Source organism: Telluria aromaticivorans (assembly GCF_013003915.1).
Classification (GTDB): Bacteria; Pseudomonadota; Gammaproteobacteria; order Burkholderiales; family Burkholderiaceae_D; genus Telluria; species Telluria aromaticivorans.
Window position 1 is genome coordinate 184,694 of record NZ_JABAIV010000008.1, and the last position, 22,100, is coordinate 206,793.

The following is a 22,100-nucleotide window of genomic DNA, read 5'->3' on the forward strand; positions in this document are numbered from 1 at the left end:
CCGGACTCCGGTCGGTGGCAGCTAGTGGTAACTCAGCGACAACTCAGTGACAACTGCTGCGCCCCTGGTCGAGCCGCGCCCCGGCCGGCACCTTGCCCGGGTCGGCCGGCAGGAAGCGCCACTCGTAGGCGCCCTCCAGCAGGCGCAGGGCCAGGACGCCATCATAACTGGCCTCGCGCATTTCGCTGTTCGGCGCGAAGAAAACGAAGGGCGTCGCATAGGCGCCGCCGGTGCCGACCACGAACTGGCGCACGCCGCGCTTGCGGTCGATCCGGCCGTCGGCATCCTGCGGCGCGAAGCGTTCGTAGTCGTGGTCGTGGCCCGACAGCACCAGCTCGGCGCCGGCCGCGTGCAGCAAGGCGTAGGCGTCGCGCATCCGGCCCGGTGGCGGATGCCCGCCCGAACTGTACAGGGGATGGTGCCAGAAGGCGAGGGTGCAGGCGTCCTGCCGTTGTTTCAGTTCGACGCGCAGCCAGTCGATCTGGGCCGCATGCCGCGCGCCCTTCAGGTTGCTGTCGAGCGAAATCACCAGCCAGCTGCCGAGCCGCAGGCTGTAATAACCGCGGCCGGCGCGCTCTCCGAAATAATCGAAATAGGGCCTGGCGCCCGCCGTCGCATATTCGTGGTTGCCGGGCGTCGGCCAGGTGCGCTCGCGAAAGCGCCCCCAGGTCGGGCCGTAGCAATCACGGAATTCGGCCGCGGTGCCGCGCGGATAGGTATGGTCGCCCAGGCTCAGCACCGCCGATTGCGGGTCGGCGCGCAGCAGGCCTTCCACCAGCGTGGCGGTGGCGGCGGCGCCGGACCAGCGCGGGTCCGGGTGCTTGCAGCGCGCGATGTCGCCGGCGGCATAGACGGTGTAGTCAGCCGCCATCGCCGGGCCGGCGCCGGCAAGCAGCGCGAGGCCGGCAAATGCGCCCGACAGGACCCATGAGCGCCGCGCCATGCGCGACATCGCGCGGCCCGCGCTTATTCGATGAAGCGCAGCAGGCCGCGCAGGGCATGCGCCACGGCCTGTTCGCGCACGGATTGGCGGTCGCCCTGGAATACCAGCCGTTCGGTAAAGGTGGTGTCGCCGCGCGCCCAGCCGAAGCAGACCGTGCCCACTGGTTTACCCGGCACCGCGCCGGTCGGGCCGGCGATGCCGGTGGTCGACAGCGAGACGTCGGCCGTGCTGCTGGCCAGCGCGCCCTCGGCCATCTTGCCGGCGACTTCTTCGCTGACCGATCCGAACTGCGCCATGAGCGCGGGCGGCACGTCGAGCAGCTCGGCTTTCGAGGCGTTGGAATAGGTAACGAAGCCGCAGTCGAACCAGCCGGTGGAGCCCGCGATTTCGGTGATGGCCTGCGACACGCCGCCGCCGGTGCAGGACTCGGCGGTGGCCAGGACCAGGCGCTTGGCCTCGAGTGCGCGGCCAACTTTGCTAGCTAGATCGAGAATATCGTTCGTCACGTGAGGCTCCTTTGGGTGCGGGTCCAGGCCAGTTTGAAGGTGAGGCGCACACGAGTGCGCGCAGCTTCATTCTAGCGCGCTCCGCCCCGTCCTGGCACGGCAAGGATCGACAAAATGCTACCCTTCCCGCATAGGTGCCCGACGAAGCGCGATAGCGCGAATCATTAAAAGTTCCGTGCGACATGACACACAACGGTAGGCTATGCTGGGACGCGCGCTGTCCAACCCGGCAGGCGCCACTTTTTCGTCTTTCGTAGGACCCTCGATGCCGCTCGAACGAACTGCGCGTGACCGGATGGGGCCGGCGCATCCGTGCGGCGCGGCTGCCATGGCCTGCCCCGCTTTCCAGCCGATGGACAGGTGCCCAAGGCCGGAGGCCGCATGAGCGCGCGCCATTCGATCCGCACCAAGCTGGTGGCGGCGGTGATGACGACCACGCTGGCCGCGCTGCTGGTGTCGATCGCGATCATCATCGGCTACGACCTGCGCAGCTACCACCGCACCCTGACGAATGACCTTGCGACCCAGGCCGAGCTGGTCGGCCACATGACCTCGGCCGCGCTGACCTTCGACGACCCGCGCCTGGCCAACGAGAACCTGGCGCTGCTGAGCACCCGGCCGCAGGTGCGCGCCGCCGCCATCTACGACGCCAAGGGCGAACTGTTCGCGTCCTACCAGGCGGCCGGCGAAACGCGCGCGATGCCGGGTGTGCTGTCCGGCGCGCCGGGCACCGACGGCGACGACCTGGTCATCCACCAGAGTATCGTCGAGAACGGCGACACCCTCGGCACCGTCTACCTGCGCGCGGAAAACCAGCTGATGGAGCGCACCCTCAACTACCTCAGCATCGCCGCCGGCGTGACCCTGCTGGCGATGGGCGTGGCCTACCTGCTGGTGCGCCGCATGGGCCGCGTCGTGACGGAACCGATCGTCGCCATCACCGAGATCGCGCGCGACGTCGTCGCCACGCGCGACTATTCGCGCCGTGCGCCGCGCATCAGCGACGATGAAGCCGGCGAGCTGGTCGATTCCTTCAACGCGATGCTGACCGAGATCGAGGGCCGCACGCGCGAGCTCGAAACCTCCAGCGCCGAGATTGCGCACGAGGTGCAGGAACGCTCGCGCGCCCAGCAGGAAGTCATGCGCCTGAACGAGCAGCTCGAGCACCGGGTGGACGAGCGCACGCTGCAGCTGGCGCTGGCCAATGCCGAACTGGCCAATGCCATCGAAGAAGCGAGGAGCGCGAACCAGGCCAAGTCGGCCTTCCTGTCGTCGATGAGCCATGAGCTGCGCACGCCGCTGAACGCGATCCTCGGCTTCGCCCAGATCCTGACGTCCGACACGCTGCCCTCGACGCTCGAGCAGAAAAAGGAATTCGCCAACCATATCCTCAAGTCGGGACGCCACCTGCTCACGCTGATCAACGAGATCCTCGACCTGGCCAAGGTGGAATCGGGCACGGTGACGCTGTCGATGGAACCGGTGGCGCTGAGCGACACGCTGCTCGAATGCCGCGCCATGGTGGCGCCGATCGCCGCCGCGCGCGGCGTGCGCGTGCTGTTCCCCGAGGCGCCCGGGGCGGTGGTGCTGGCCGACCGCACGCGCCTGAAGCAGGTGCTGCTCAACCTGCTGTCGAACGCGGTGAAATACAATCGCGAGGACGGCGCGGTCGTGTTGACCTGCGAGCAGGTGGCGCCGAGCAGGCTGCGCATGGCGGTGCAGGACACCGGCATCGGCCTCGATGCCGGCCAGGTGGCGAGCCTGTTCCAGCCCTTCAACCGGCTGGGCCAGGAAGGCGGCAACCAGGAGGGCACCGGCATCGGCCTGGTGGTCACCAAGCGCCTGGTCGAACTGATGGGCGGCGAGATCGGCGTCACCAGCAGCCCCGGGGTGGGCAGCGTGTTCTGGATCGAGCTGGCCACCACCGCGCCGCTGGCCGCCCCGGTGCACGAGGGCAGTGCCCAGGAGCTGCCGCAGGTCGACACCCTGCCGCGCGAAGGCGCATCGCAACTGGAACCGCATGTGATACTTTACGTCGAGGACAACCCGGCCAACCTGCGGCTGATCGAGGAGATCGTGCGCTTCCGCTCCGACCTGCGCCTGCTGTCGGCGCCCGACGGGCATGTGGGCCTGTCGCTGGCGCGCGCCCATCGGCCCGAGATCATCCTGATGGACCTGAACCTGCCCGGCCTGAGCGGCATCGAGGTGCTCAGGCAGCTGCGCTCCGACCCGATCACCGCCGCCATTCCCGTGATCGCCCTGACCGCGAACGCCATGCCGCGCGATATCGCGCGCGGCCAGGCGGCGGGCTTCAACCGTTACCTGACCAAACCGATCGACATCGATAAATTCACCGAAGCGATCAACAGTACGCTGGCAGTGCTCCACCCCATGGGAGCACCACCGGCCGGAAGGAAGGCCGAATGATTTCATTGTCCGACATCCGCCGCGCGCGCATCCTCGTGGTGGACGACGAACCCGTCAACGTGCAGCTGCTCGAATACCTCCTCAAGACCACCGGTTACGAGAACGTCTCGGCTACCTACGACCCGCGCCAGGTGGTGTCGCTGCACCTGAAGCACCGCTTCGACCTGATCATCCTGGACCTGCATATGCCCGGCATGGACGGCTTCGACGTAATGGAAGCGCTCAAGCCGCTCGAGAGCGACTCGTGGCTGCCGGTGCTGGTGGTGACGGCGGAGCCGGACAAGAAGCTCGCCGCGCTGGAGGCCGGCGCGCGCGACTTCATCGGCAAGCCCTTCGACACGGTCGAAGTCATGACCCGCATCCGCAACCTGCTCGAGGTACGGCTGCTGCACCGCGAATCGCAGGACTACGGCGTGGGCCTGGAGCGCCAGGTGCGCGAGCGCACCGCCGAACTGGCGCGTTTCCGTGGCGCGATGGATGCCACACTCGATGCGATTTTCCTGATCGACACCGCCAACATGGCGATCGTCGATGTCTCCGACGGCGCCTGCCGCATGCTCGGCTTCTCGCGCGATGCACTGCTGCGCATCGACCCGGTAGCGCTGGGCCTGGGCACGCGCGAGCTGCTCGAACGCCACCTGGCGGCCGACGCGCCGGCGGCGAAGGCCTTCGCTTCCCTCGGGGTTGCAGTCGAGGACGCCGAGGCCGGGGAACATCACCCGCAATTCGACACCCTGCCGGGCGACATCGTCGAGACCGAACTGCTGCGCGCCGGCGGGCAGGGCGCCGTGCCGGTGGAGATCAGCTGGAAGTTGCAGGATCTTGGCAAGAGCCGCATGCTGATCGCGGTGGCGCGCGACATCAGCGAACGCCTGCACGCGCAGCAGCGCCTGCGCCACATGTCGCACTACGACGCGCTCACCGGCCTGCCGAACCGCACGCTGTTCTTCGAGAACCTGAACGATGCGATCGAACTGGCGCGCGACAAGAACTGGCGCGTGGCGGTGCTGTGCATCACGCTCGACCGCTTCAAGATCATTAACGATTCGCTCGGGACGGAACTGGGCGACGAATTGCTGGGCCAGTTCAGCACCCGCCTGGTGCGCGTCGTGCGCCTGCGCGAATCGGTGGGCCGCCTGGGCGGCGACGAGTTCGCGCTGTTCCTGACCATGACGCGCGACCAGCAGGAAGCCGTCAACATGGCCAACGAGGTGCGCGAGGCCCTGCGCGCGTCCTTCGACCTGCACGGCCAGCAAGCCGCGCTCACGGCCAGCATCGGCATCGCCATGTATCCGGAAGACGCGCTCGATCCGGGCACGCTGGTCAAGTATGCCGATGCGGCGATGGTGCGCGCCAAGGAAGCGGGGCGCGACGGCTACCGCTTCTTCACCGCGGGGATGAACGTGCAGGTGCTGGCCCGCCTCGACCTGGAGCTGGCGCTGCGCGGTGCGCTCGAAGACAGCCAGTTCGTGCTGTACTACCAGCCCAAGCTGGAACTCAATACCGGGCGCGTCTCCGGCGTGGAAGCGCTGCTGCGCTGGAACCGGCCGGGTTTTGGCCTGGTGTACCCGGCCGAATTCGTGCCGATCATGGAAGAGACCGGACTGGTGGTGCGGGTTGGCGACTGGATCGTGGACGAGGCCTGCCGCCAGATCGCCGCCTGGAATTGTGAGGGTGTGCGCGACGTGCGGGTGGCGGTGAACGTGTCGAGCCGCCAGTTCGTCGAGGGCGACCTCGAAGGCGTGATCCGCGCCGCGCTCGACAAGCACGGTGTGGAGCCGGGCATGCTGGAACTGGAGCTCACCGAAAGCGCGCTGATGTCGAATGCCGAGCACACGATCGAGGTGCTGGGACGGCTGCGCGAGCTCGGCATCCGCATTGCGATCGACGACTTCGGCACCGGCTATTCGAGCCTGGCCTACCTCAAGCGCTTCCCGATCGACAAGCTCAAGATCGACATCGCTTTTGTCCGCGACATCGTGACCAACCCGGACGACGCCGCGATCGCGCTGGCCATCATCAGCATGGCGCACAGCCTGCACATGCAGGTGATCGCCGAAGGGGTGGAAACGCGGGCCCAGATGGCCTATTTGCGGCGCAACCGCTGCGACGAGATCCAGGGCTTCCACTTTTCGCGCGCGCTGCCGGCTGCGGAGGTGGCGCGCCTCGTGCAGGAAAACCGCATCCAGCCCGACACGCCGCAGGCCCACGACGACAAGGTGCAGACCCTGCTGATCGTCGACGACGACGTCAACGTGCTCAGTTCCCTGCACCGCCTGTTCAGGCGCGACAATTATCGCGTGCTGACGGCGTCCTCTCCGGCCGAAGGCTTCGAACTGCTGGCGCTGTACAGGGTGCAGGTGATCCTGTGCGACCAGCGCATGCCGGTCATGAGCGGCACCGAATTCCTCAGCAAGGTCAAGGAGATGTATCCGGAAACGATCCGCATCATCCTGTCGGGTCATACGGGCGTGGACACGGTGCTCGATTCGATCAACCGCGGGGCGATTTATCGCTTCTATACGAAGCCGTGGCATGACCTGCAGCTGAGGGAAAATATCCGGCTGGCGTTCCGGCATTACTGGCTGACGTATGGGCCGTATGATGACCGGAAAGCGCCGCGGGAGGATGACGAAGGTAGTCACGAAGAGTACGGCAAATCAGCCTTGCGGTGATGGCTGAAACCATGTAGCGAGTCATGCTTGCGTTGACTGACCGCGTGGGCGGGAAACCCGCCCACGCGGTCAGCTGAAGTGATCCCACCCGCTCAGTTCTAAGTGGAGCGGCGTCCCATCTGCATCAACCAGCCGTAACCCCGCTTCCGCCTCAATCCTCCCAACCCGCGTCACCGCCGTCCCACTCGCACGCCCCGCCTCCAGCACCGCCGCGCGATTGCCCACCGGCGCCGTAAAGCACAACTCATAATCATCCCCGCCCGCCAGCGTGAACCGCCGGCGCAGTGCCAGCTCCTGCCGCGCCAGCACCGGCCCGGCCGGCAGCGCATCGACGTCGAGCGTCGCACCGACCCGCGAGGCGGCCAGGATATGCCCGAGGTCCCCCACCAGCCCGTCCGAGATGTCGAGCGCCGCATGCGCAACCGGCTGCGCGGCCAGCGCCAGCCCGAGCGCCACCCGCGGTGACGGCATGTGCATGCGCTGTGCCGCCTGCGCGTGGTCTGCAGGATCCAGCGTCACTTCCTGCCACGACCCGGCCAGGGCCAGGCGCGCATCGCCCAGCGTCCCCGAAATCCAGATGTCGTCGCCCACTTGCGCCGCATCGCGCCGCAACGCATGCCCCGGCGCCAGATCGCCGACCACGGTGATGCAGATGGTGAGCGGCCCCTTGGTGGTATCGCCGCCCACCAGTTCGCACCCATGCGCATCGCTGAGGGCGAACAGCCCGCGCGAAAAGCCCTCCAGCCACACCGGGTCGGCGGCGGGCAGCGCCAGCGCCAGCGTGAAGGCGCTAGGCCGCGCACCCATCGCCGCCAGGTCCGACAAATTCACCGCCAGGCTTTTATGACCGAGCATGAACGGGTCGGCGCCGGCGAAGAAATGGCGGTCCTCGACCAGCATGTCGCTCGAGATCGCGAGCTGGCGGCCGGGGACAGGCGTGAGCAGGGCGCAGTCGTCGCCGATGCCCAGGGTGGCCCGGCCGGGACGGTCGCGCTTGAAAAACTGCTTGATGAGGTCGAATTCGGAAAGCATGGTCGGATTGTACCGGCAGCCACCGCTGCGCCGAAAGCCTTGGCTAGCGATAACATTATGGATATGGGCAAACGCGCCCAGGTGATCGCACTATTAGCTCAGCAACTAGATCAATATTATATATTTGACAAGCTTATAGATCAGCCTCTTAGCTTGTTGAAAATACGTAGCCTTTGACAAGTGCTCGTCTGATAAAATTGGAGGTTCCCCTCTAGTATCAGGAAGGCTGCCCAGCATGGATTCGTCATCGGACAAAAAAGAAGAATTGCGTCAACAACTGCGTGCTGCAGCGCTCGAGTACCACCAGATTCCTCGCCCCGGCAAGATCAGCGTTACCCCGACCAAGGGCCTGCTGAACCAGCGCGACCTCGCCCTGGCCTATTCGCCCGGCGTGGCCGCGCCGTGCGAAGAGATCGTCAAGGACCCGGCCAATTCGTTCAAGTACACGGCGCGCGGCAACCTCGTTGCGGTGATCACCAACGGCACCGCCGTCCTTGGCCTGGGCAATATCGGCCCGCTGGCCTCGAAGCCGGTCATGGAAGGCAAGGGCGTGCTGTTCAAGAAGTTCGCGGGCATCGACGTCTTCGACATCGAGATCAACGAGAACGACCCGGACAAGCTGGTCGACATCATCGCCTCGCTCGAACCGACTTTTGGGGGCATCAACCTCGAAGACATCAAGGCGCCGGAGTGCTTCTACATCGAGCGCCAGCTGCGCGAGCGCATGAAGATCCCGGTCTTCCACGATGACCAGCACGGCACCGCGATCATCGTCGGCGCGGCCATCCTGAACGGCCTGAAGGTCGTCAACAAAGACCTGAAAAACTGCAAGCTGGTGGTTTCCGGCGCCGGCGCGGCCGCCTTGGCCTGCCTCGACCTGATCGTCGACCTCGGCTTCCCGATCGAGAACATTTTTGTTACCGACCTGGCCGGCGTGGTCTACAAGGGCCGCGCGGAACTGATGGACCCGGACAAGGAACGCTTCGCGCAAGAGACGCCGCACCGTTCGCTGGCCGAGGTGATCCCCGGCGCAGACATCTTCCTCGGCCTGTCGGCCGGCGGCGTCCTGAAGCAGGACATGGTCGCCTCGATGGCGCCGAACCCGCTGATCCTGGCGCTGGCCAACCCGAACCCGGAAATCCTGCCGGAAGACGTCAAGGCCGTGCGCAGCGATGCGATCATCGCCACCGGCCGTTCGGACTACCCGAACCAGGTCAACAACGTGCTCTGCTTCCCGTACATGTTCCGCGGCGCCCTCGATTGCGGCGCCACGACCATCACCCGCGAAATGGAAATCGCGGTGGTGCATGCGATCGCCGACCTGGCCCACGCCGAGCAGTCGGACATCGTGGCCTCGGCCTATGGCATCACCAACCTGTCCTTCGGCCCGGAATACCTGATCCCGATGCCCTTCGACCCGCGCCTGCTGACGCATATCGCCCCGGCGGTGGCCAGGGCGGCGCAGGAAGGCGGCGTGGCAACGCGCCCGATCGCCGACATGGAAGCCTACGCCGAGACCCTGCAGCAGTTCGTCTACCGCAGCGGCACCTTCATGAAGCCGCTGTTCTCGATGGCCAAGGCGGCGCAGGCGGAGACCAAGCGCATCGTCTACGCCGAAGGCGAAGAAGAACGCGTGCTGCGCGCGGTGCAGGTGGTGGTCGACGAAAAGCTCGCGCGCCCGATCCTGGTCGGCCGCCCGGCGGTGCTGGAAAAGCGCATCGAGAAATTCGGCCTGCGCCTGAAGCAGGGCGAGCATTACGACGTCATCAACCCCGACTTCGACGAGCGTTACCGCGACTACTGGCAGACCTACCACCAGATGGTGATGCGCAAGGGCGTGACCGTGGACATGGCCAAGCTGGCGATGCGCCGCCGCCATACCCTGATCGGCGCCATGATGATCCACAAGGGCGACGCCGACGGCATGATCTGCGGCACCTACGGCACCACCTGGACCCACCTGGAGTTCATCGACAAGGTGCTGGGCCGGCGCGCGGGCGCCAACGTGTACGCCGCGATGAACATCATCATCACGCCGGAGCGCCAGCTGGCGATCCTCGACACCCACGTCAACGACAACCCGAACGCCGAGGAAATCGCCGAGATGACCATCATGGCGGCCGAGGAGCTGGAGCGTTTCGGCATCACCCCGCGCGTGGCGCTGCTGTCGCACTCCAACTTCGGCACCTCGAACAGCGAGTCGGCGGTCAAGATGCGCGCCGCGTTGGCGCTGGTGCAGCAAAAGGCCCCTGGCCTGGAAGTCGACGGCGAGATGCATGGCGATGCGGCGCTCGATTCGAAGATGCGCGCCAAGATCATGCCGCAGTCGACGCTCAAGGGCGACGCCAACATGCTGGTGATGCCGAACATCGACGCCGCCAACATCTCGTACAACCTGCTCAAGACGGCTGCCGGCAACGGCATCGCCGTCGGTCCGGTGCTGCTGGGCTGCGCGCGTCCGGTGCATATCCTGACCCCGTCGGCGACGGTGCGCCGCATCGTCAACATGACAGCGCTGTGCGTGGTCGACGCGGTGTCGCAGCGTTAAGCAGCGCTTCACCAAGCACGCAGCAGGCGCCGGGCGTGGTCCCGGCGCCACGAACTGGCGCAGCCGTCATGGGGTGCGTCAGGCCGGAATGTCGGAAAATTTCACCATTTGTCTTCGCGCAAATACAACGGTAACAAACCGTAAGCGGGCGACGAACCCCAGCTGTTTCGAGGCATAATGGCTGGATATCCGTTGCTTTTCTTGCACGACTTTCTATCGTGCAAGGGTGTGAGTTTCCCCTCTCTGTTACAATCCCGGCTCGTCATTGTCTGGCGGCCTGCGAGACCATCTTCTAGAATCCAAGAACATGCAAACAACAAAAAGAGCCCTGATCACTGGCATTACCGGCCAGGATGGCGCGTATCTCGCGCAAATCCTCCTGGAAAAAGGTTACCACGTGACCGGCACCTACCGGCGCTCCAGCTCCGTCAACTTCTGGCGTATCGAAGAACTTGGTATCGAGAAGCATCCGAATTTGTCGCTGGTCGAATACGACCTGACCGACCTGTCCTCGAGCATCCGCCTGGTCGACAAGGCGCAGCCGCACGAGGTCTACAACCTCGCGGCGCAAAGTTTTGTGGGCGTGTCCTTCGAGCAGCCGGTGGCCACCGCCTCGATCACCGGCATCGGCGCGGTCAACCTGCTGGAAGCCATCCGCATCGTCAACCCGAAGATCCGCTTCTACCAGGCGTCCACCTCCGAGATGTTCGGCAAGGTGCAGGCCGTCCCGCAGGTCGAGGACACCCCGTTCTACCCGCGTAGTCCCTATGGTGTCGCCAAGCTGTACGCGCACTGGATGACCATCAACTACCGCGAGTCCTACGACATCTTCGGTTCCTCGGGCATCCTGTTCAACCACGAATCGCCGCTGCGCGGCCGTGAGTTCGTCACCCGCAAGATCACCGATTCGGTGGCCAAGATCGTCCTGAACAAGCTCGACGTGCTCGAACTGGGCAACCTCGACGCCAAGCGCGACTGGGGCTATGCCAAGGAATACGTCGAAGGCATGTGGCGCATCCTGCAGGCCGACCAGCCGGATACCTTCGTGCTGGCGACCAACCGCACCGAGACCGTGCGCGATTTCGTCACCATGGCTTTCAAGGGCGCCAACATCGACCTCGAATTCAAGGGCCAGGGCGAAGACGAAACCGGCCACTGCGCCCGCACCGGCAAGGCGCTGGTGCGCGTGTCGCCGAAGTTCTACCGTCCGGCCGAAGTCGAGCTCCTGATCGGCGACCCGGCCAAGGCGAAAAGCGTGCTTGGCTGGGAGCCGAAGACCACGCTGGAAGAGCTGTGCCAGATGATGGTCGACGCCGACCTGCGTCGCAACGAAATCGGCTTCTCGTTCTGATATGGAGCGCATGGCCACAGGTGACATCCCGGCATTCATCGGCGGGAGGGAAGGCGAGGGGCGCCGCGCGCTCATCACGGGCCTGCGCGGCTTCACCGGCTACTACCTGGCGCAGGAGCTGACCGCTGCCGGCTACCGTGTCTATGGCACCGTCATGCCGGGCGAAGAGCTCGGCCCCGACATCCATGCGCTCGACCTGTGCGACCGCGAGGCCGTGGCCAGAATGGTCGACGAAGTCCAGCCAGACGTCGTCGCCCACCTGGCCGGCATCGCCTTCGTGGCGCATACCAATTCCGAACTGATCTACCGCGTCAACGTGGTCGGCACGCGCAATTTGCTGGAGGCGCTCGCTGCCGGGCAGCACCGTCCCACCAGCGTGCTGCTGGCCTCGTCGGCCAACATTTACGGCAACGCCAACGTCCCCCTGATCGACGAAAACGTCCTGCCTTCCCCGGCCAACGACTACGCCGTCAGCAAGCTGGCCATGGAATACATGGCGCGCCTGTGGATGGACAAGCTGCCGATCACCATCGCGCGCCCGTTCAACTACACCGGCGTGGGCCAGGCCGAGAACTTCCTGCTGCCGAAGATCGTCTCGCATTTCCGCCGCAGCGAGCGCCGCATCGAACTGGGCAACCTGGCGATTGCGCGCGACTTCTCCGACGTGCGCATGGTCTCGCGTGCCTACCGCCGCCTGCTGGCCGTGGCCCCGGCCGGCGAAGCCTTCAACGTCTGTTCGGGCAGCTCGCACTCGCTGGCCAACCTGATCGACATGATGAGCGAGATCGCCGGCTACCACATCGACGTGCACGTCAACCCGGCTTTCGTCCGCGCCAACGATGTGCTTACGCTGGCCGGCAGCAATAGCAAGCTGACCGCCGTCATCGGCCAGCTCGAACCGACGCCGCTGTCCGAGACGCTGCGCTGGATGTACCTGGCGTGAGTGGCGGCGGTCTCACCGTCGGACTCGGGACGACCATGATCGAACCGGGCCTGACCGGCGGCCGCCTCGATGGCATCGGGGTGTATACCCGCGCCCTGATGCGCCACCTCCCACGCACCGGCTGCACCGTCCTGCCGTATTCGTGGCCGCGCATCCGCGGCGGGAGCGCCGGCATCAGCGTCGGCCAGCCGCTGCCGCAATCCTTCGAAGCCGCTTCCCTGGTCGACCTGGCCACGCCCGGCGCCCACCGCGTCCACATGCCGGCCGACCTGTTCCACGTCACCGACTACCGCATCGTGCGCATGGACTGCCCGGTGGTGGCGACGCTGCACGACGCGCTGCCGATCAAGTATCCCGAATGGTGCAACCCGCGCCTGCGCAGCATGAAAAACTGGCTGCAGCGCAAGGCCGCCGCCAAGGCCGACCACGTGATCGCGCTCTCGCATTTCGCGATCGACGAACTGGTGGAGTGCTTCGGCGTGAACCCGCACAGGGTCTCGGTGGTGTATTGCGGCGTCGACGACGAATGGCTCGAGCCGGCGGATGACGCAGCCGTGGCCGCGACCCTGGCCAGTTACAAGCTCACCTCGGGCTACTTCCTCACCGTCGGCACCCTGCAGCCGCGCAAGAACGTCGGCCGCCTGCTGGACGCCTACCTGATGCTGCCGAAAGCGCTGCGCGACGAGCGTGCGCTGGTGGTGGTGGGCGCGCGCGGCTGGCGCTGCGAGGAACTGGTGGCCCGCCTGGAAGGCGCGCGCGCCGATGGCGAGAACATCGTCTGGCTCGACAAGGTGACCGACCCGGCGCAGCTGCGCCACCTGTTCCTGGGCGCCGGCGTGTTCGCCTTCCCGTCGCTGTACGAAGGCTTCGGCATCCCGGTGGTGGAGGCGTTTGCCTCGCACGTGCCGGTGGTGGCCTCGAATGCCAGCTCGCTGCCGGAAGTCACCCAAGGCGCCGCCCTCGACGTCAACCCGCTGGACGCGGGCGAACTGGCCGCCGCCATGCAGACCCTGGCGAACGATGGCATGGAACGCGCGCGCTGCATCGCCGCCGGCCGCGCCCGCGCCGAACAACTCACCTGGCACGCCACCGCACGGCAAACCGCCGAGGTGTACCAAACCGTCCTTTCGCAGTAAGCTCCCAACATGCGTGTCCTTCATTTCTACAAGACGTACTATCCGGACTCGGTCGGCGGCATCGAACAGGTGATCCGCCAGCTGTGCGTCGGCACGACGCGCCTGGGCGTGACCAATACCGTGCTGTCGCTGTCGCGCCAGAAAGACCTGGTGCCGTTCCAGTTCGACGGCCACACCGTGCACCGCGTGCCGCTGAATTTCGAGATCGCCTCGAATGCCTGCTCGATGCAAGCCCTGGGCGCGCTGGCGCGCATGGCCAATGAGGCCGACGTCGTGCACTACCACTTCCCCTGGCCCTTCATGGACATGGCGCACTTCGTGTCGCGCGTGAAGAAGCCGACCGTGGTCAGCTACCACTCCGACATCGTTCGCCAGAAGCACCTGCTGCGTCTGTACCAGCCGCTCAAGCACCGTTTCCTGCGCAGCGTCGACAGCATCGTCGCGGCCTCGCCGAACTACCTGGCCTCGTCGCCGGTGCTGGCGCGCTACAGCGACAAGACGCGCGTGATCACCTACGGCCTGGACAAGACCACCTATCCGGCCGCCGACCCCTGCCGCCTGGCGCACTGGCGCGCGCGGATCGGGCCGAAGTTCTTCCTGTTCGTGGGCGTGCTGCGCTACTACAAGGGCCTGCACATCCTGCTCGAGGCGGCGCAAGGGCTCGACTATCCGATCGTGATCGTCGGCACCGGTCCGGAAGAGCAGGCGCTGAAGGAGCAGGCAGGGCGCCTGGGCTTGACCAACGTGGTGTTCACCGGCGCCCTCGACGAAGCCGACAAGGCGGCGCTGCTCACGCTCTGCTATGCGCTGGCCTTCCCCTCGCACCTGCGCTCGGAAGCCTTCGGCATTTCGCTGCTCGAGGGCGCAATGTACGGCAAGGCCATGATCTCCTGCGAGATCGGCACCGGCACCACCTATATCAACATCGGCGGCGAGACCGGCCTGGCGGTGCCGCCGTCCGATCCGCAGGCCCTGCGCGGCGCACTGCGCACGCTGTGGGGCAACCCCGACCTGGCGCGCCGCATGGGCGCCCAGGCCGAGGCCCGCTACCACGAGCTGTTCACGTCCGAGCAGATGGCGGCGAATTACACGGCGCTGTACCAGGAACTGGTGGCGCGCAAGGCGACTGCCAGTGCGGGGGGAAGTGTCGGTCTGGCCGGGTTACCGCCGACACCGTAGGGTGGGCGGGTCTTCCCGCCCGCGCGTTCAACGATCGGGTGCGTCACCGCGACGCTATTCGAACTCCATCCCGTCACACGCCGGACTCCCACCCCAATCCGCCGAATACACACCGTCACGCACATAGCGTCCGAACGTCGAATACGGCCACGCTGATGCCGTCGTGACCAACCCATGCTTTACCGGATTGAAATGGATGTAATCCAGATGCCGTTCCATATCGTGCTCATCCCGAATCTGGTGTTCCCAGAAGCGGCGCTGCCAAAAGGCCCCTGACCCCCGGCGATGCTGTGACTTCGACCGCACCGTGGGATACAGGTCGCGGCAAACGTAGGAGACGTGGTGTTTGATCTGCGCCCAGCGCGAGGAGAAGTTGCTGTCTCCGTCGGGCAGAGTCCAGATGCAGTGCAGGTAATCCGGCATCAGCACCATGGCGTCGGTGTTGAATGGCAGGCGGCGACGGACCTGTGCGATGGCGTCACGCAGTGCGTTGCGGACCGCGTCGTCGCACAGGATGGGGCGTCGGCGGTGGGTGACGACCGTGAAGAAGAAGGTAGTGCCGGTCAGGGCGCGGCGGTAGTGGGGCATCGGCGCATGGTAGAGCCGGTGCCCAGGTTACGGTGTGCGATGAATCAACCGTTAGTTGAACGCGCGGGCGGGGGACCCGCCCACCCTACGCTTCGGCCCAACGTTGTTGGACGGTGCGCACCGCATCGATCTGTTCCAGGAACAAATCAACCAGCGCCGGATCGAAATGGCGTCCGCGCTGCTCGCGCAGGAAGGCCAGCGCGTCTTCTTCAGTCCAGGCCTTCTTGTACGGCCGCTTCGATGTCAGGGCGTCGAACACGTCGGCGATGGCCACGATGCGCCCGACCAGCGGGATCTCGTCGCCGCGCAGGCCGTGCGGATAACCGCTGCCGTCGTATTTCTCGTGGTGGGTCAGGGCGATCTGGCCTGCCAGCGCCAGCATGCCGCCCTCGTGCTCGCCGATGATCTCGGCGCCGATCGTCACGTGGCTCTGCATGATCTTCCATTCGTCCGCATCCAACGGTCCGGGTTTCTGCAGAATGCGGTCGGGGATGCCGATCTTGCCGACGTCGTGCATCGGCGCGGCGTGCAGCAGGTCGTCGGCTTCGGCCTCGGAGAGGCCGGCGGCGATGCCGAGGATGCGCGAGAAGTGGCTCATGCGGATCACGTGCAGGCCGGTCTCGTTGTCCTTGTACTCGGCCGCGAGGCCCAGGCGCTGGACGATCTCGAGGCGGGTCGCGCGCAGTTCTTCCATGCGCACCAGCGACAGGTGGGTGCGCACGCGGGCGCGCACGATCGGCGGGCTGACCGGCTTGGTGATGTAGTCCACCGCGCCCGCGTTGAAGCCTTCCAGCTCGTCGGCGGTATCGGTCAGCGCGGTCACGAAGATCACCGGGATCGACGCCGTCGCCGGATTTGCCTTGAGCGCGGCGCAGACTTCGTAGCCCGACATCCCCGGCATCATCACGTCCAGCAGGATCAGGTCCGGGTTTTCCTGGCGCACCAGTTCGAGCGCGCGTGCGCCGTCCTTGGCGAACAGCAGGCGGTAGTGGTCTTGCAGGATCTGGCGCAGCAACTGGAGGTTGCTGGCCTCGTCATCGACCGCAAGGATCAGCGGCCGGTTGTTGGGTTGGGTCATGCGCGTGCGTCCTGTCGTGCGTGTGCGTAGTGATGGGGTCTTATTCGCCCAGCGTGGCCATCACGGCCTCGAGCTGTTCCAGGGCGAGGTCGAATTCGAAATCGCCGATCGCGCCCTGGACCTGGGCCACGCGCGGCGCGGCCGGGTGGCCGGCCAGCGAGGCGGCCAGTCCGGCCAGCGCGGCATCGTCGAGGGCGCCGCGGCGCAGCGACTGCAGCAGCACGCCGCCGGCGCGGCGCGCGCGCAGCAGGTCGAAACCGGCGGCGGCGTCAGGCGCCGGCTCCGGCTGGGCGCTGCCGGCACGGATCGCGGCCAGCGCTTCGCCGAGGGCCGCTGTCGAGGTCTCCAGTGCGCCGGCGGCTGCGCGCTCGTCGGTCGGCACCGTGTTGGTCGCCTGCTCGAGCTTCGAGAGCGCATCCGACAGCTGTTCCAGGCCGACGTTGGCGGCCACGCCGCGTACCTTGTGCGCCAGCATGCGCAGTTCCAGGTGGGCGCCGCCGGCCGCATGCATCTGCAGCGTGGTGGCGAGGTCGGCGTACTGGCGGCCGAAGTGGTCCAGCGCCTCGGCGTAGACGTCTTCCTTGTCGGCCCAGCGGCGCAGGCCGACGCGGCGGTTCAGCACTTCGCGCGCCGGACCCGGGATGCCGTCGGTGTCCTTGTCGGGGTTGGCCTGCGACAGGCCGAGCACGCGTGCGATCTCGTGCGACAGGGTGAACCAGTCGACCGGCTTGCTGGCGAAACCGTCCATGCCGACTTCGACACTGGCGCGACGGTGCTCGGCCAGCACGCTGGCGGTCATCGCGATCACCGGCACGCGCGCGCTGCCCGTGGCGGCTTCGTGGGCGCGGATGGCCCGGGTGGCGGAGAGGCCATCGAGCACCGGCATCTGGAAGTCCATCAGGATCAGGTCGAACTCGCCGCGCGCGGCCTGTTCCACCACGGCGGCGCCGTCCGACACGGCCGTCAGCGTATGGCCGCGGCGCGATACCAGCAGCTGCAGCAGTTCCAGGTTCTGCGGCACGTCGTCGGCAGCGAGCACGCGCAACGGCGGCAGCACGGCGGCGCTGCGCACGCGCGGCGCCTGCTGGGCGAAGCGCGCCAGCACCAGCGGCAGGCGCACATGGAAGGTGGTGCCTTTTCCGGGTTCGCTTTCGGCCCAGATCCGGCCGCCCATCAGCTCGACGAGCTGCTTGCAGATCGTGGTGCCCAGGCCGGTGCCGCCGAAGCGGCGCGTCATCGAGGCGTCGGCCTGGGTGAACGGGTCGAAGATCGCCTGCAGGCGGTCCGGCGCGATGCCAATGCCGGTGTCGATGACGGCGATGCACAGCTGGTCGCCATCGGCCGTCACACGCAGGGTGACGGTCCCGGACGGGGTGAACTTGATCGCGTTGTCGATCAGGTTGGTCAGCACCTGGCGCACGCGCAGCTCGTCGCCGCGCAGGCCGGTCGGCAGCGCCGGATCATACTGGATATCGAGGTGCAGGCCCTTGGCGCGCGCGTTCGCGGCCAGGGTCGAGGACAGTTCGTCGATCAGCGACAGCAGGTTGTAGTCGTTCTGCTCGAGCTCCACCGCGCCTTTTTCCAGCTTGGCGGTGTCGAGGATCTCGTTGAGCAGGCGCAGCAGGGCACGGCCGGCGCTGCGGATGGTGTCGAGGTGGCGGCGCTGGTCCTTGTTCAGCTCACCGTCGAGCAGCACGTCGGTGAAGCCCAGGATCGAATTCATCGGGGTGCGGATCTCGTGGCTCATGTTGGCCACGAAGGAGGCGCGTGCGGCCGCGGCCTGCTCGGCCTTTTCCTTGGCTTCGCGCAGCGCTTCTTCCATCAGGCGGCGCTCCGTGATATCGAGAATGACGCCGTCCAGCCAGGACAGTTCGCCCGCATCGTTGCGCACGCCGCTGCCGTTTTCCCACAACCAGCGCACGCCGCCATCGGCATGCAGCAGGCGGTATTCGACCAGGTAGGGGCGCTCTTCCTGCAGCGCGACTTCCACTTCGGCCGCCACGCGCACGCGGTCGGCCGCATGGATCATGGTGCCGAAGGTGCGGCGCGGCGGCGTGCCGGTGAAATCAAGCGCCGGATAGCCAGTGACGCGTTCGACCGCATCGCTGATGAAGACCATGGGCCAGTCGCCGTCGATGGCACTGCGGAAGGAGATGCCGGGGATGTTGCCGATCAGGGAGCGGAACTGCTGCTCGCTGGCGTGCAGCGCCTGCATGATGGCGCGGCGTTCGCTGATGTCGGTGATGAAGCAGACGTACAGATCTTGCTTGTCGAGGCGTGCATGGCCGATCGCGCGGCGCACCGGCACCAGGCTGCCGTCCTTGCGCCGGCCCAGTACTTCGCTGCCTTCCGACAGGGCGGCCGAATGGCCGTTGCGCAGGAAGCCCAGCAGTCCGTCGCGCGCGGACGTGTCTTCGTCGGCGATCAGGAGGCTGACGCTGCGGCCGACGATCTCGTCGCGCCGCCAGCCGAAGATGCGTTCGGCCGAGGTGTTGAATTCGGTGACGATGCCGTCGCGCCCGATCGTGATCACGCCGTCGACCGTGGTGGTCAGGAGGGCGCGCATCCAGGCTTCGCTGCGCTGCAGTTCGAGGAACATCTGGCGGTAGCGCAGCAGGCCGTTCGCGGCCAGCACCAGGCCGGTGAAGATGACGGTGGTGAGCGAGATCGCCAGCGCCAGGAAGGAGCTGTTCGACGAACCGACGCCGCCGGGCGCCACCTGGCCGACGAAACGTGCGGCCGCCATGCCGGTGTAGTGCATGCCGGCGATAGCGCAGCCCATGACGATGGCGGCCAGCAGCAGGCGGCGCGATTCGGACAGCGACTGGAAGCGCGACAGGCCCGAGCGCACGCCCAGCGCCACCGTGGCCAGCACCACCGCGACCACGATCGACAGCGCGAACATGGCCGGGTCATAGCGCAGCTCGAGGCTCATGCGCATGCCGGCCATGCCGGCATAGTGCATGGCGCCGATGCCGGCGCCGACCACGACACCACCGATCAAGAGGCCCATGCGGCCCAGGCGCTGGCGCGAGATCAGCGACAGGGCCACCGCCGAGGCGCCGATGCTCGGCAGGGCCGACAGGATGGTGATCAATGGATCATAAGTGATCGGCGTGCACAGGTTAAAGGCCAGCATGCCGATGAAGTGCATCGCCCAGACGCCTGCGCCCAGCGCCAGGCTGCCACTGCCGAGCACGATGGCGCGGTGGGTTCGGCTGGCGGCGGCCTGGCCGGCGATCTGCAGGCCCATCCACGACGAGAAGATCGCGATCAGGACCGACAACAGCACGAAACTCGATTCGTGGACGCCAAAACTGAGCAGCGACGGGTCATCCGGTACTGAAAATAATTGCAGCATGGGTGGCTTTTTTGCGTAATTTGGGCATGAGGGGGCCCGAAAGTGTCTCAGCAGTATCGCATTTCCGTAGAGAAATGTCTCGTTGAACGCAGGAATCATGCGGGTTTCGCAAGTCTTGTGTAGCGTCGACACCACCTCTTGTCACATGCAGTGTGGAAATTCACGCTGTCCTGATATGCTGTATTTATCGACGCGCAAGCGTTGTCCGGGGTCGTCCGTATGTTGTCCAACCGATTCGTTGCGTTTGTCGCATTTGTCGCGGGAGCGATCCCTGTGGCCTGTGCTGCGCCGGCTGTGGTGTCGGCCGCACCGGCTCGCTTGTACATCACGACCGAACTGTCCGCGCCGTCGGCCATGCTCGACGGGGGACGGGTGGTCGGCATTGCCACCGACAAGGTGCGCGAAGCGATGGACCGCGCCGGGGTTGCCTATACCATCGACATGCTGCCCTGGAAGCGTGCTTACAAAGCGGCACTCGAGCGGCCGAATGGCTGCGTCTATTCCACCACCCGCACGCCGGACCGGGAGCGGCTGTTCAAATGGGTGGGCCCAACCGACATCGCCCAATGGGTGCTGATCGGGCGCGCGGACCGCAAGCTGCAGCTGCGTAATCTCGAGGATGCGCGTGGCCTGCGCATTGGCACGTATAACGGGGATGCGCGCGATGCTTACCTGCGGGAGCGCGGCTTCACTACCGATCCCACGTCCAACGACCTGTCCAATCCGCAAAAGCTGATGTTGGGCCGCATCGACCTGTGGGCTGCCAGCCTGCGCAGCGGCAGCACGGTGCTGGCGCGCTATGGCTACGACAAACAGCTCGTGCCGCTGCTGGTGTTCAATGAAATCGGCGTTTACCTGGCCTGCAACCGGGCCGTGCCGAACGACGTGGTCGGGCGGCTGAACAAGGCGTTCGACCAGATTGCACAGGATGGCACCGGGCGCCGCATCGAGCGCCGCTACGAAAACTGGGTGCCGGCTGCGCGCCGGCGCTGATGAGGTCGGCGCTGATGAAAAAAGGGTGACGCATGCGTCACCCTTTTTCGTCATGCCTGCGTCCTTTATCGGGACGCTTCTGCCTCAAGCGCAGCGCTTGCCGCCACGGCGGCGCAGTACATGGGCGGCGCCGAGTGCGAGCAGGATTTTATTGAGCATGATACGGATGGTATAAGATGGAATGGAACTAATTGTTATGTAATTCAGGTTCGAACAATCTCTCCCGCCGCACTTTCAGGAACTTAAGGATTCGCCAGTGTTGTTCTCGCTTCTAGTGTAAAGTTTATCGACGAAATAGGCCAATGCCCGGCGCAAACGCGAGACACGACCGACGTACTCATCTGAAATCAGGGATGGATCGGGAATGCATGTTCGCGGACATGACATGCCTGCCGTTGGAGGATGCGGCGATGCAGAGCAGTCGGGAAATTCAGAACATTGTCGGGAAAGCTTGCAGCCCGGGAGGGCGCTCACGACGGGAAAGCAGGAGAACTGGGGACTGCGGGATCGTACTTGCTGCTTGGGGTGGTGCCTCCGGCCGGAATCGAACCGGCACGCCTTACGGCGCTTGATTTTGAGTCAAGTGCGTCTACCAATTCCGCCACAGAGGCCCAAGAGCAGCGGCGCATCTTAGCACACCGTTTGCCCCGCTGACCAGTACCGCCGCGCTCCGGGCCCGATCTGGGATAGGAGACCCAGCCTCAGTGGGCAATCCGTTGCTGCAACAGGCGCAGGCTGCCGACGGGGCCAACCACCTGCAAGGCATTCGGCGTGACGGCAACCTCGATGGCCCCTTCGCGGCCGCGCAGCCAGGGACGCGGGCGGAAATAGCTGATGTGGTCAGTCTCGGACGCTGTGCGGCGGTAGCCCAGCGAGGTCAGCGCTTCGTCGAGGGTGCTGATCATGTGGCGGGCGTCGAAACGGGTGTTCATCTCGAAGCGGCCCGGTCCCATCATGGCAACTGGCATGAGCCCGCCAGCCAGCGCCGGCAGCACGATGAAGGACAGCGGGGTCTCCGGATCGATGAAGTGCAGCACCAGCACCAGCAGTGGCAGGCCAAGCGCCAGGGTCAGGGCCCAGGGCAGCAGCTGTCGCCAGGTACCGCGCCGGCCAAGGAAAAAGGGCCGTTCGTGGATCCGGACGATTTCGGAAAAAGTAACGCTATTCATGAGTATCTCCTCGCAGCGCTGCTTGACTGGTTGGGGCCGCATGGAAAAAGCGACCTGCTTTATTCTTACCACCAACCCGGGGGAGCGATTGACGCTCCGCAAACGCACTGCCATTAGGCATAGGTTCTCACATCGGACTGGGGTGCCGCGCACTGCTGGATAAACCATGCA

General features: G+C 65.9%; 15 protein-coding genes and 1 tRNA gene. 8 read left to right on the forward strand and 8 right to left on the reverse strand.

What is annotated here, in order from left to right; all coding sequences use genetic code 11:
• Positions 1–43 precede the first annotated feature (43 nt).
• Positions 44–943: a metallophosphoesterase family protein gene (locus tag HGB41_RS19800; RefSeq protein WP_229423126.1), complete on the reverse strand. Its 900-nt coding sequence runs from the start codon at positions 941–943 to the stop codon at positions 44–46.
• Positions 944–966: 23 nt separating this feature from the next.
• On the reverse strand, positions 967–1,449 hold the full coding sequence (locus HGB41_RS19805; RefSeq protein WP_171087665.1) for a CinA family protein: 483 nt from the start codon (positions 1,447–1,449) through the stop codon (positions 967–969).
• 381 nt (positions 1,450–1,830) lie between these two features.
• Between HGB41_RS19805 and HGB41_RS19810 the strand changes: the two genes are divergently transcribed.
• Complete coding sequence (locus tag HGB41_RS19810; RefSeq protein WP_171087667.1) at positions 1,831–3,876, forward strand: sensor histidine kinase, YfiR-like protein-associated; 2,046 nt, start codon at positions 1,831–1,833, stop codon at positions 3,874–3,876.
• Positions 3,873–6,551, forward strand: a complete 2,679-nt coding sequence (locus tag HGB41_RS19815) for an EAL domain-containing protein (RefSeq protein ID WP_171087670.1) — start codon at positions 3,873–3,875, stop codon at positions 6,549–6,551. Before HGB41_RS19810 ends, HGB41_RS19815 begins: the two co-directional genes overlap by 4 nt.
• Positions 6,552–6,620: 69 nt before the next feature.
• Here the strand turns inward: HGB41_RS19815 and thiL are convergent, their stop codons facing one another.
• Complete coding sequence (gene thiL, locus HGB41_RS19820; RefSeq protein WP_171087672.1) at positions 6,621–7,583, reverse strand: thiamine-phosphate kinase; 963 nt, start codon at positions 7,581–7,583, stop codon at positions 6,621–6,623.
• A gap of 235 nt (positions 7,584–7,818) precedes the next feature.
• On the opposite strand from thiL, the gene HGB41_RS19825 reads away from it, so the two are divergent.
• From HGB41_RS19825 to HGB41_RS19845, 5 genes are all read left to right on the forward strand, one after another.
• Positions 7,819–10,131 carry an NADP-dependent malic enzyme gene (locus tag HGB41_RS19825; protein ID WP_308788944.1) on the forward strand — a complete coding sequence of 771 codons (2,313 nt, stop codon included), beginning with the start codon at positions 7,819–7,821 and terminating at the stop codon, positions 10,129–10,131.
• Positions 10,132–10,438: 307 nt separating this feature from the next.
• The gene (gmd, locus tag HGB41_RS19830; RefSeq protein WP_171087674.1) at positions 10,439–11,482 is read left to right on the forward strand and encodes a GDP-mannose 4,6-dehydratase; all 1,044 of its coding nucleotides are present in this window, start codon (positions 10,439–10,441) and stop codon (positions 11,480–11,482) included.
• 10 nt (positions 11,483–11,492) lie between these two features.
• Positions 11,493–12,425, forward strand: coding sequence for a GDP-mannose 4,6-dehydratase (locus HGB41_RS19835; protein WP_229423127.1), 933 nt, complete (start codon positions 11,493–11,495; stop codon positions 12,423–12,425).
• Between the two features lie 35 nt (positions 12,426–12,460).
• Positions 12,461–13,561 carry a glycosyltransferase family 4 protein gene (locus HGB41_RS19840; RefSeq protein WP_171087679.1) on the forward strand — a complete coding sequence of 367 codons (1,101 nt, stop codon included), beginning with the start codon at positions 12,461–12,463 and terminating at the stop codon, positions 13,559–13,561.
• A gap of 9 nt (positions 13,562–13,570) precedes the next feature.
• On the forward strand, positions 13,571–14,740 hold the full coding sequence (locus HGB41_RS19845; protein ID WP_171087681.1) for a glycosyltransferase family 4 protein: 1,170 nt from the start codon (positions 13,571–13,573) through the stop codon (positions 14,738–14,740).
• A gap of 54 nt (positions 14,741–14,794) precedes the next feature.
• Here HGB41_RS19845 and HGB41_RS19850 read toward each other — a convergent pair whose 3' ends face one another.
• The 3 genes from HGB41_RS19850 to HGB41_RS19860 all read right to left on the reverse strand — a co-directional run bounded on the left by HGB41_RS19850 (position 14,795) and on the right by HGB41_RS19860 (position 19,767).
• Positions 14,795–15,328 carry an REP-associated tyrosine transposase gene (locus HGB41_RS19850; RefSeq protein ID WP_171087682.1) on the reverse strand — a complete coding sequence of 178 codons (534 nt, stop codon included), beginning with the start codon at positions 15,326–15,328 and terminating at the stop codon, positions 14,795–14,797.
• Between the two features lie 85 nt (positions 15,329–15,413).
• Positions 15,414–16,406 carry a response regulator gene (locus HGB41_RS19855; protein WP_171087684.1) on the reverse strand — a complete coding sequence of 331 codons (993 nt, stop codon included), beginning with the start codon at positions 16,404–16,406 and terminating at the stop codon, positions 15,414–15,416.
• A 40-nt stretch (positions 16,407–16,446) separates the two neighbouring features.
• Positions 16,447–19,767: an MHYT domain-containing protein gene (locus tag HGB41_RS19860; protein WP_171087686.1), complete on the reverse strand. Its 3,321-nt coding sequence runs from the start codon at positions 19,765–19,767 to the stop codon at positions 16,447–16,449.
• A gap of 318 nt (positions 19,768–20,085) precedes the next feature.
• Between HGB41_RS19860 and HGB41_RS19865 the strand changes: the two genes are divergently transcribed.
• Positions 20,086–20,760, forward strand: a complete 675-nt coding sequence (locus HGB41_RS19865; RefSeq protein WP_229423128.1) for a substrate-binding periplasmic protein — start codon at positions 20,086–20,088, stop codon at positions 20,758–20,760.
• A 526-nt stretch (positions 20,761–21,286) separates the two neighbouring features.
• Here HGB41_RS19865 and HGB41_RS19870 read toward each other — a convergent pair.
• Together HGB41_RS19870 and HGB41_RS19875 are read right to left on the reverse strand one after the other, a co-directional pair.
• Positions 21,287–21,371: transfer RNA gene (locus HGB41_RS19870), tRNA-Leu, on the reverse strand.
• 90 nt (positions 21,372–21,461) lie between these two features.
• The gene (locus tag HGB41_RS19875; RefSeq protein ID WP_171087690.1) at positions 21,462–21,929 is read right to left on the reverse strand and encodes a hypothetical protein; all 468 of its coding nucleotides are present in this window, start codon (positions 21,927–21,929) and stop codon (positions 21,462–21,464) included.
• Positions 21,930–22,100 lie beyond the last annotated feature (171 nt).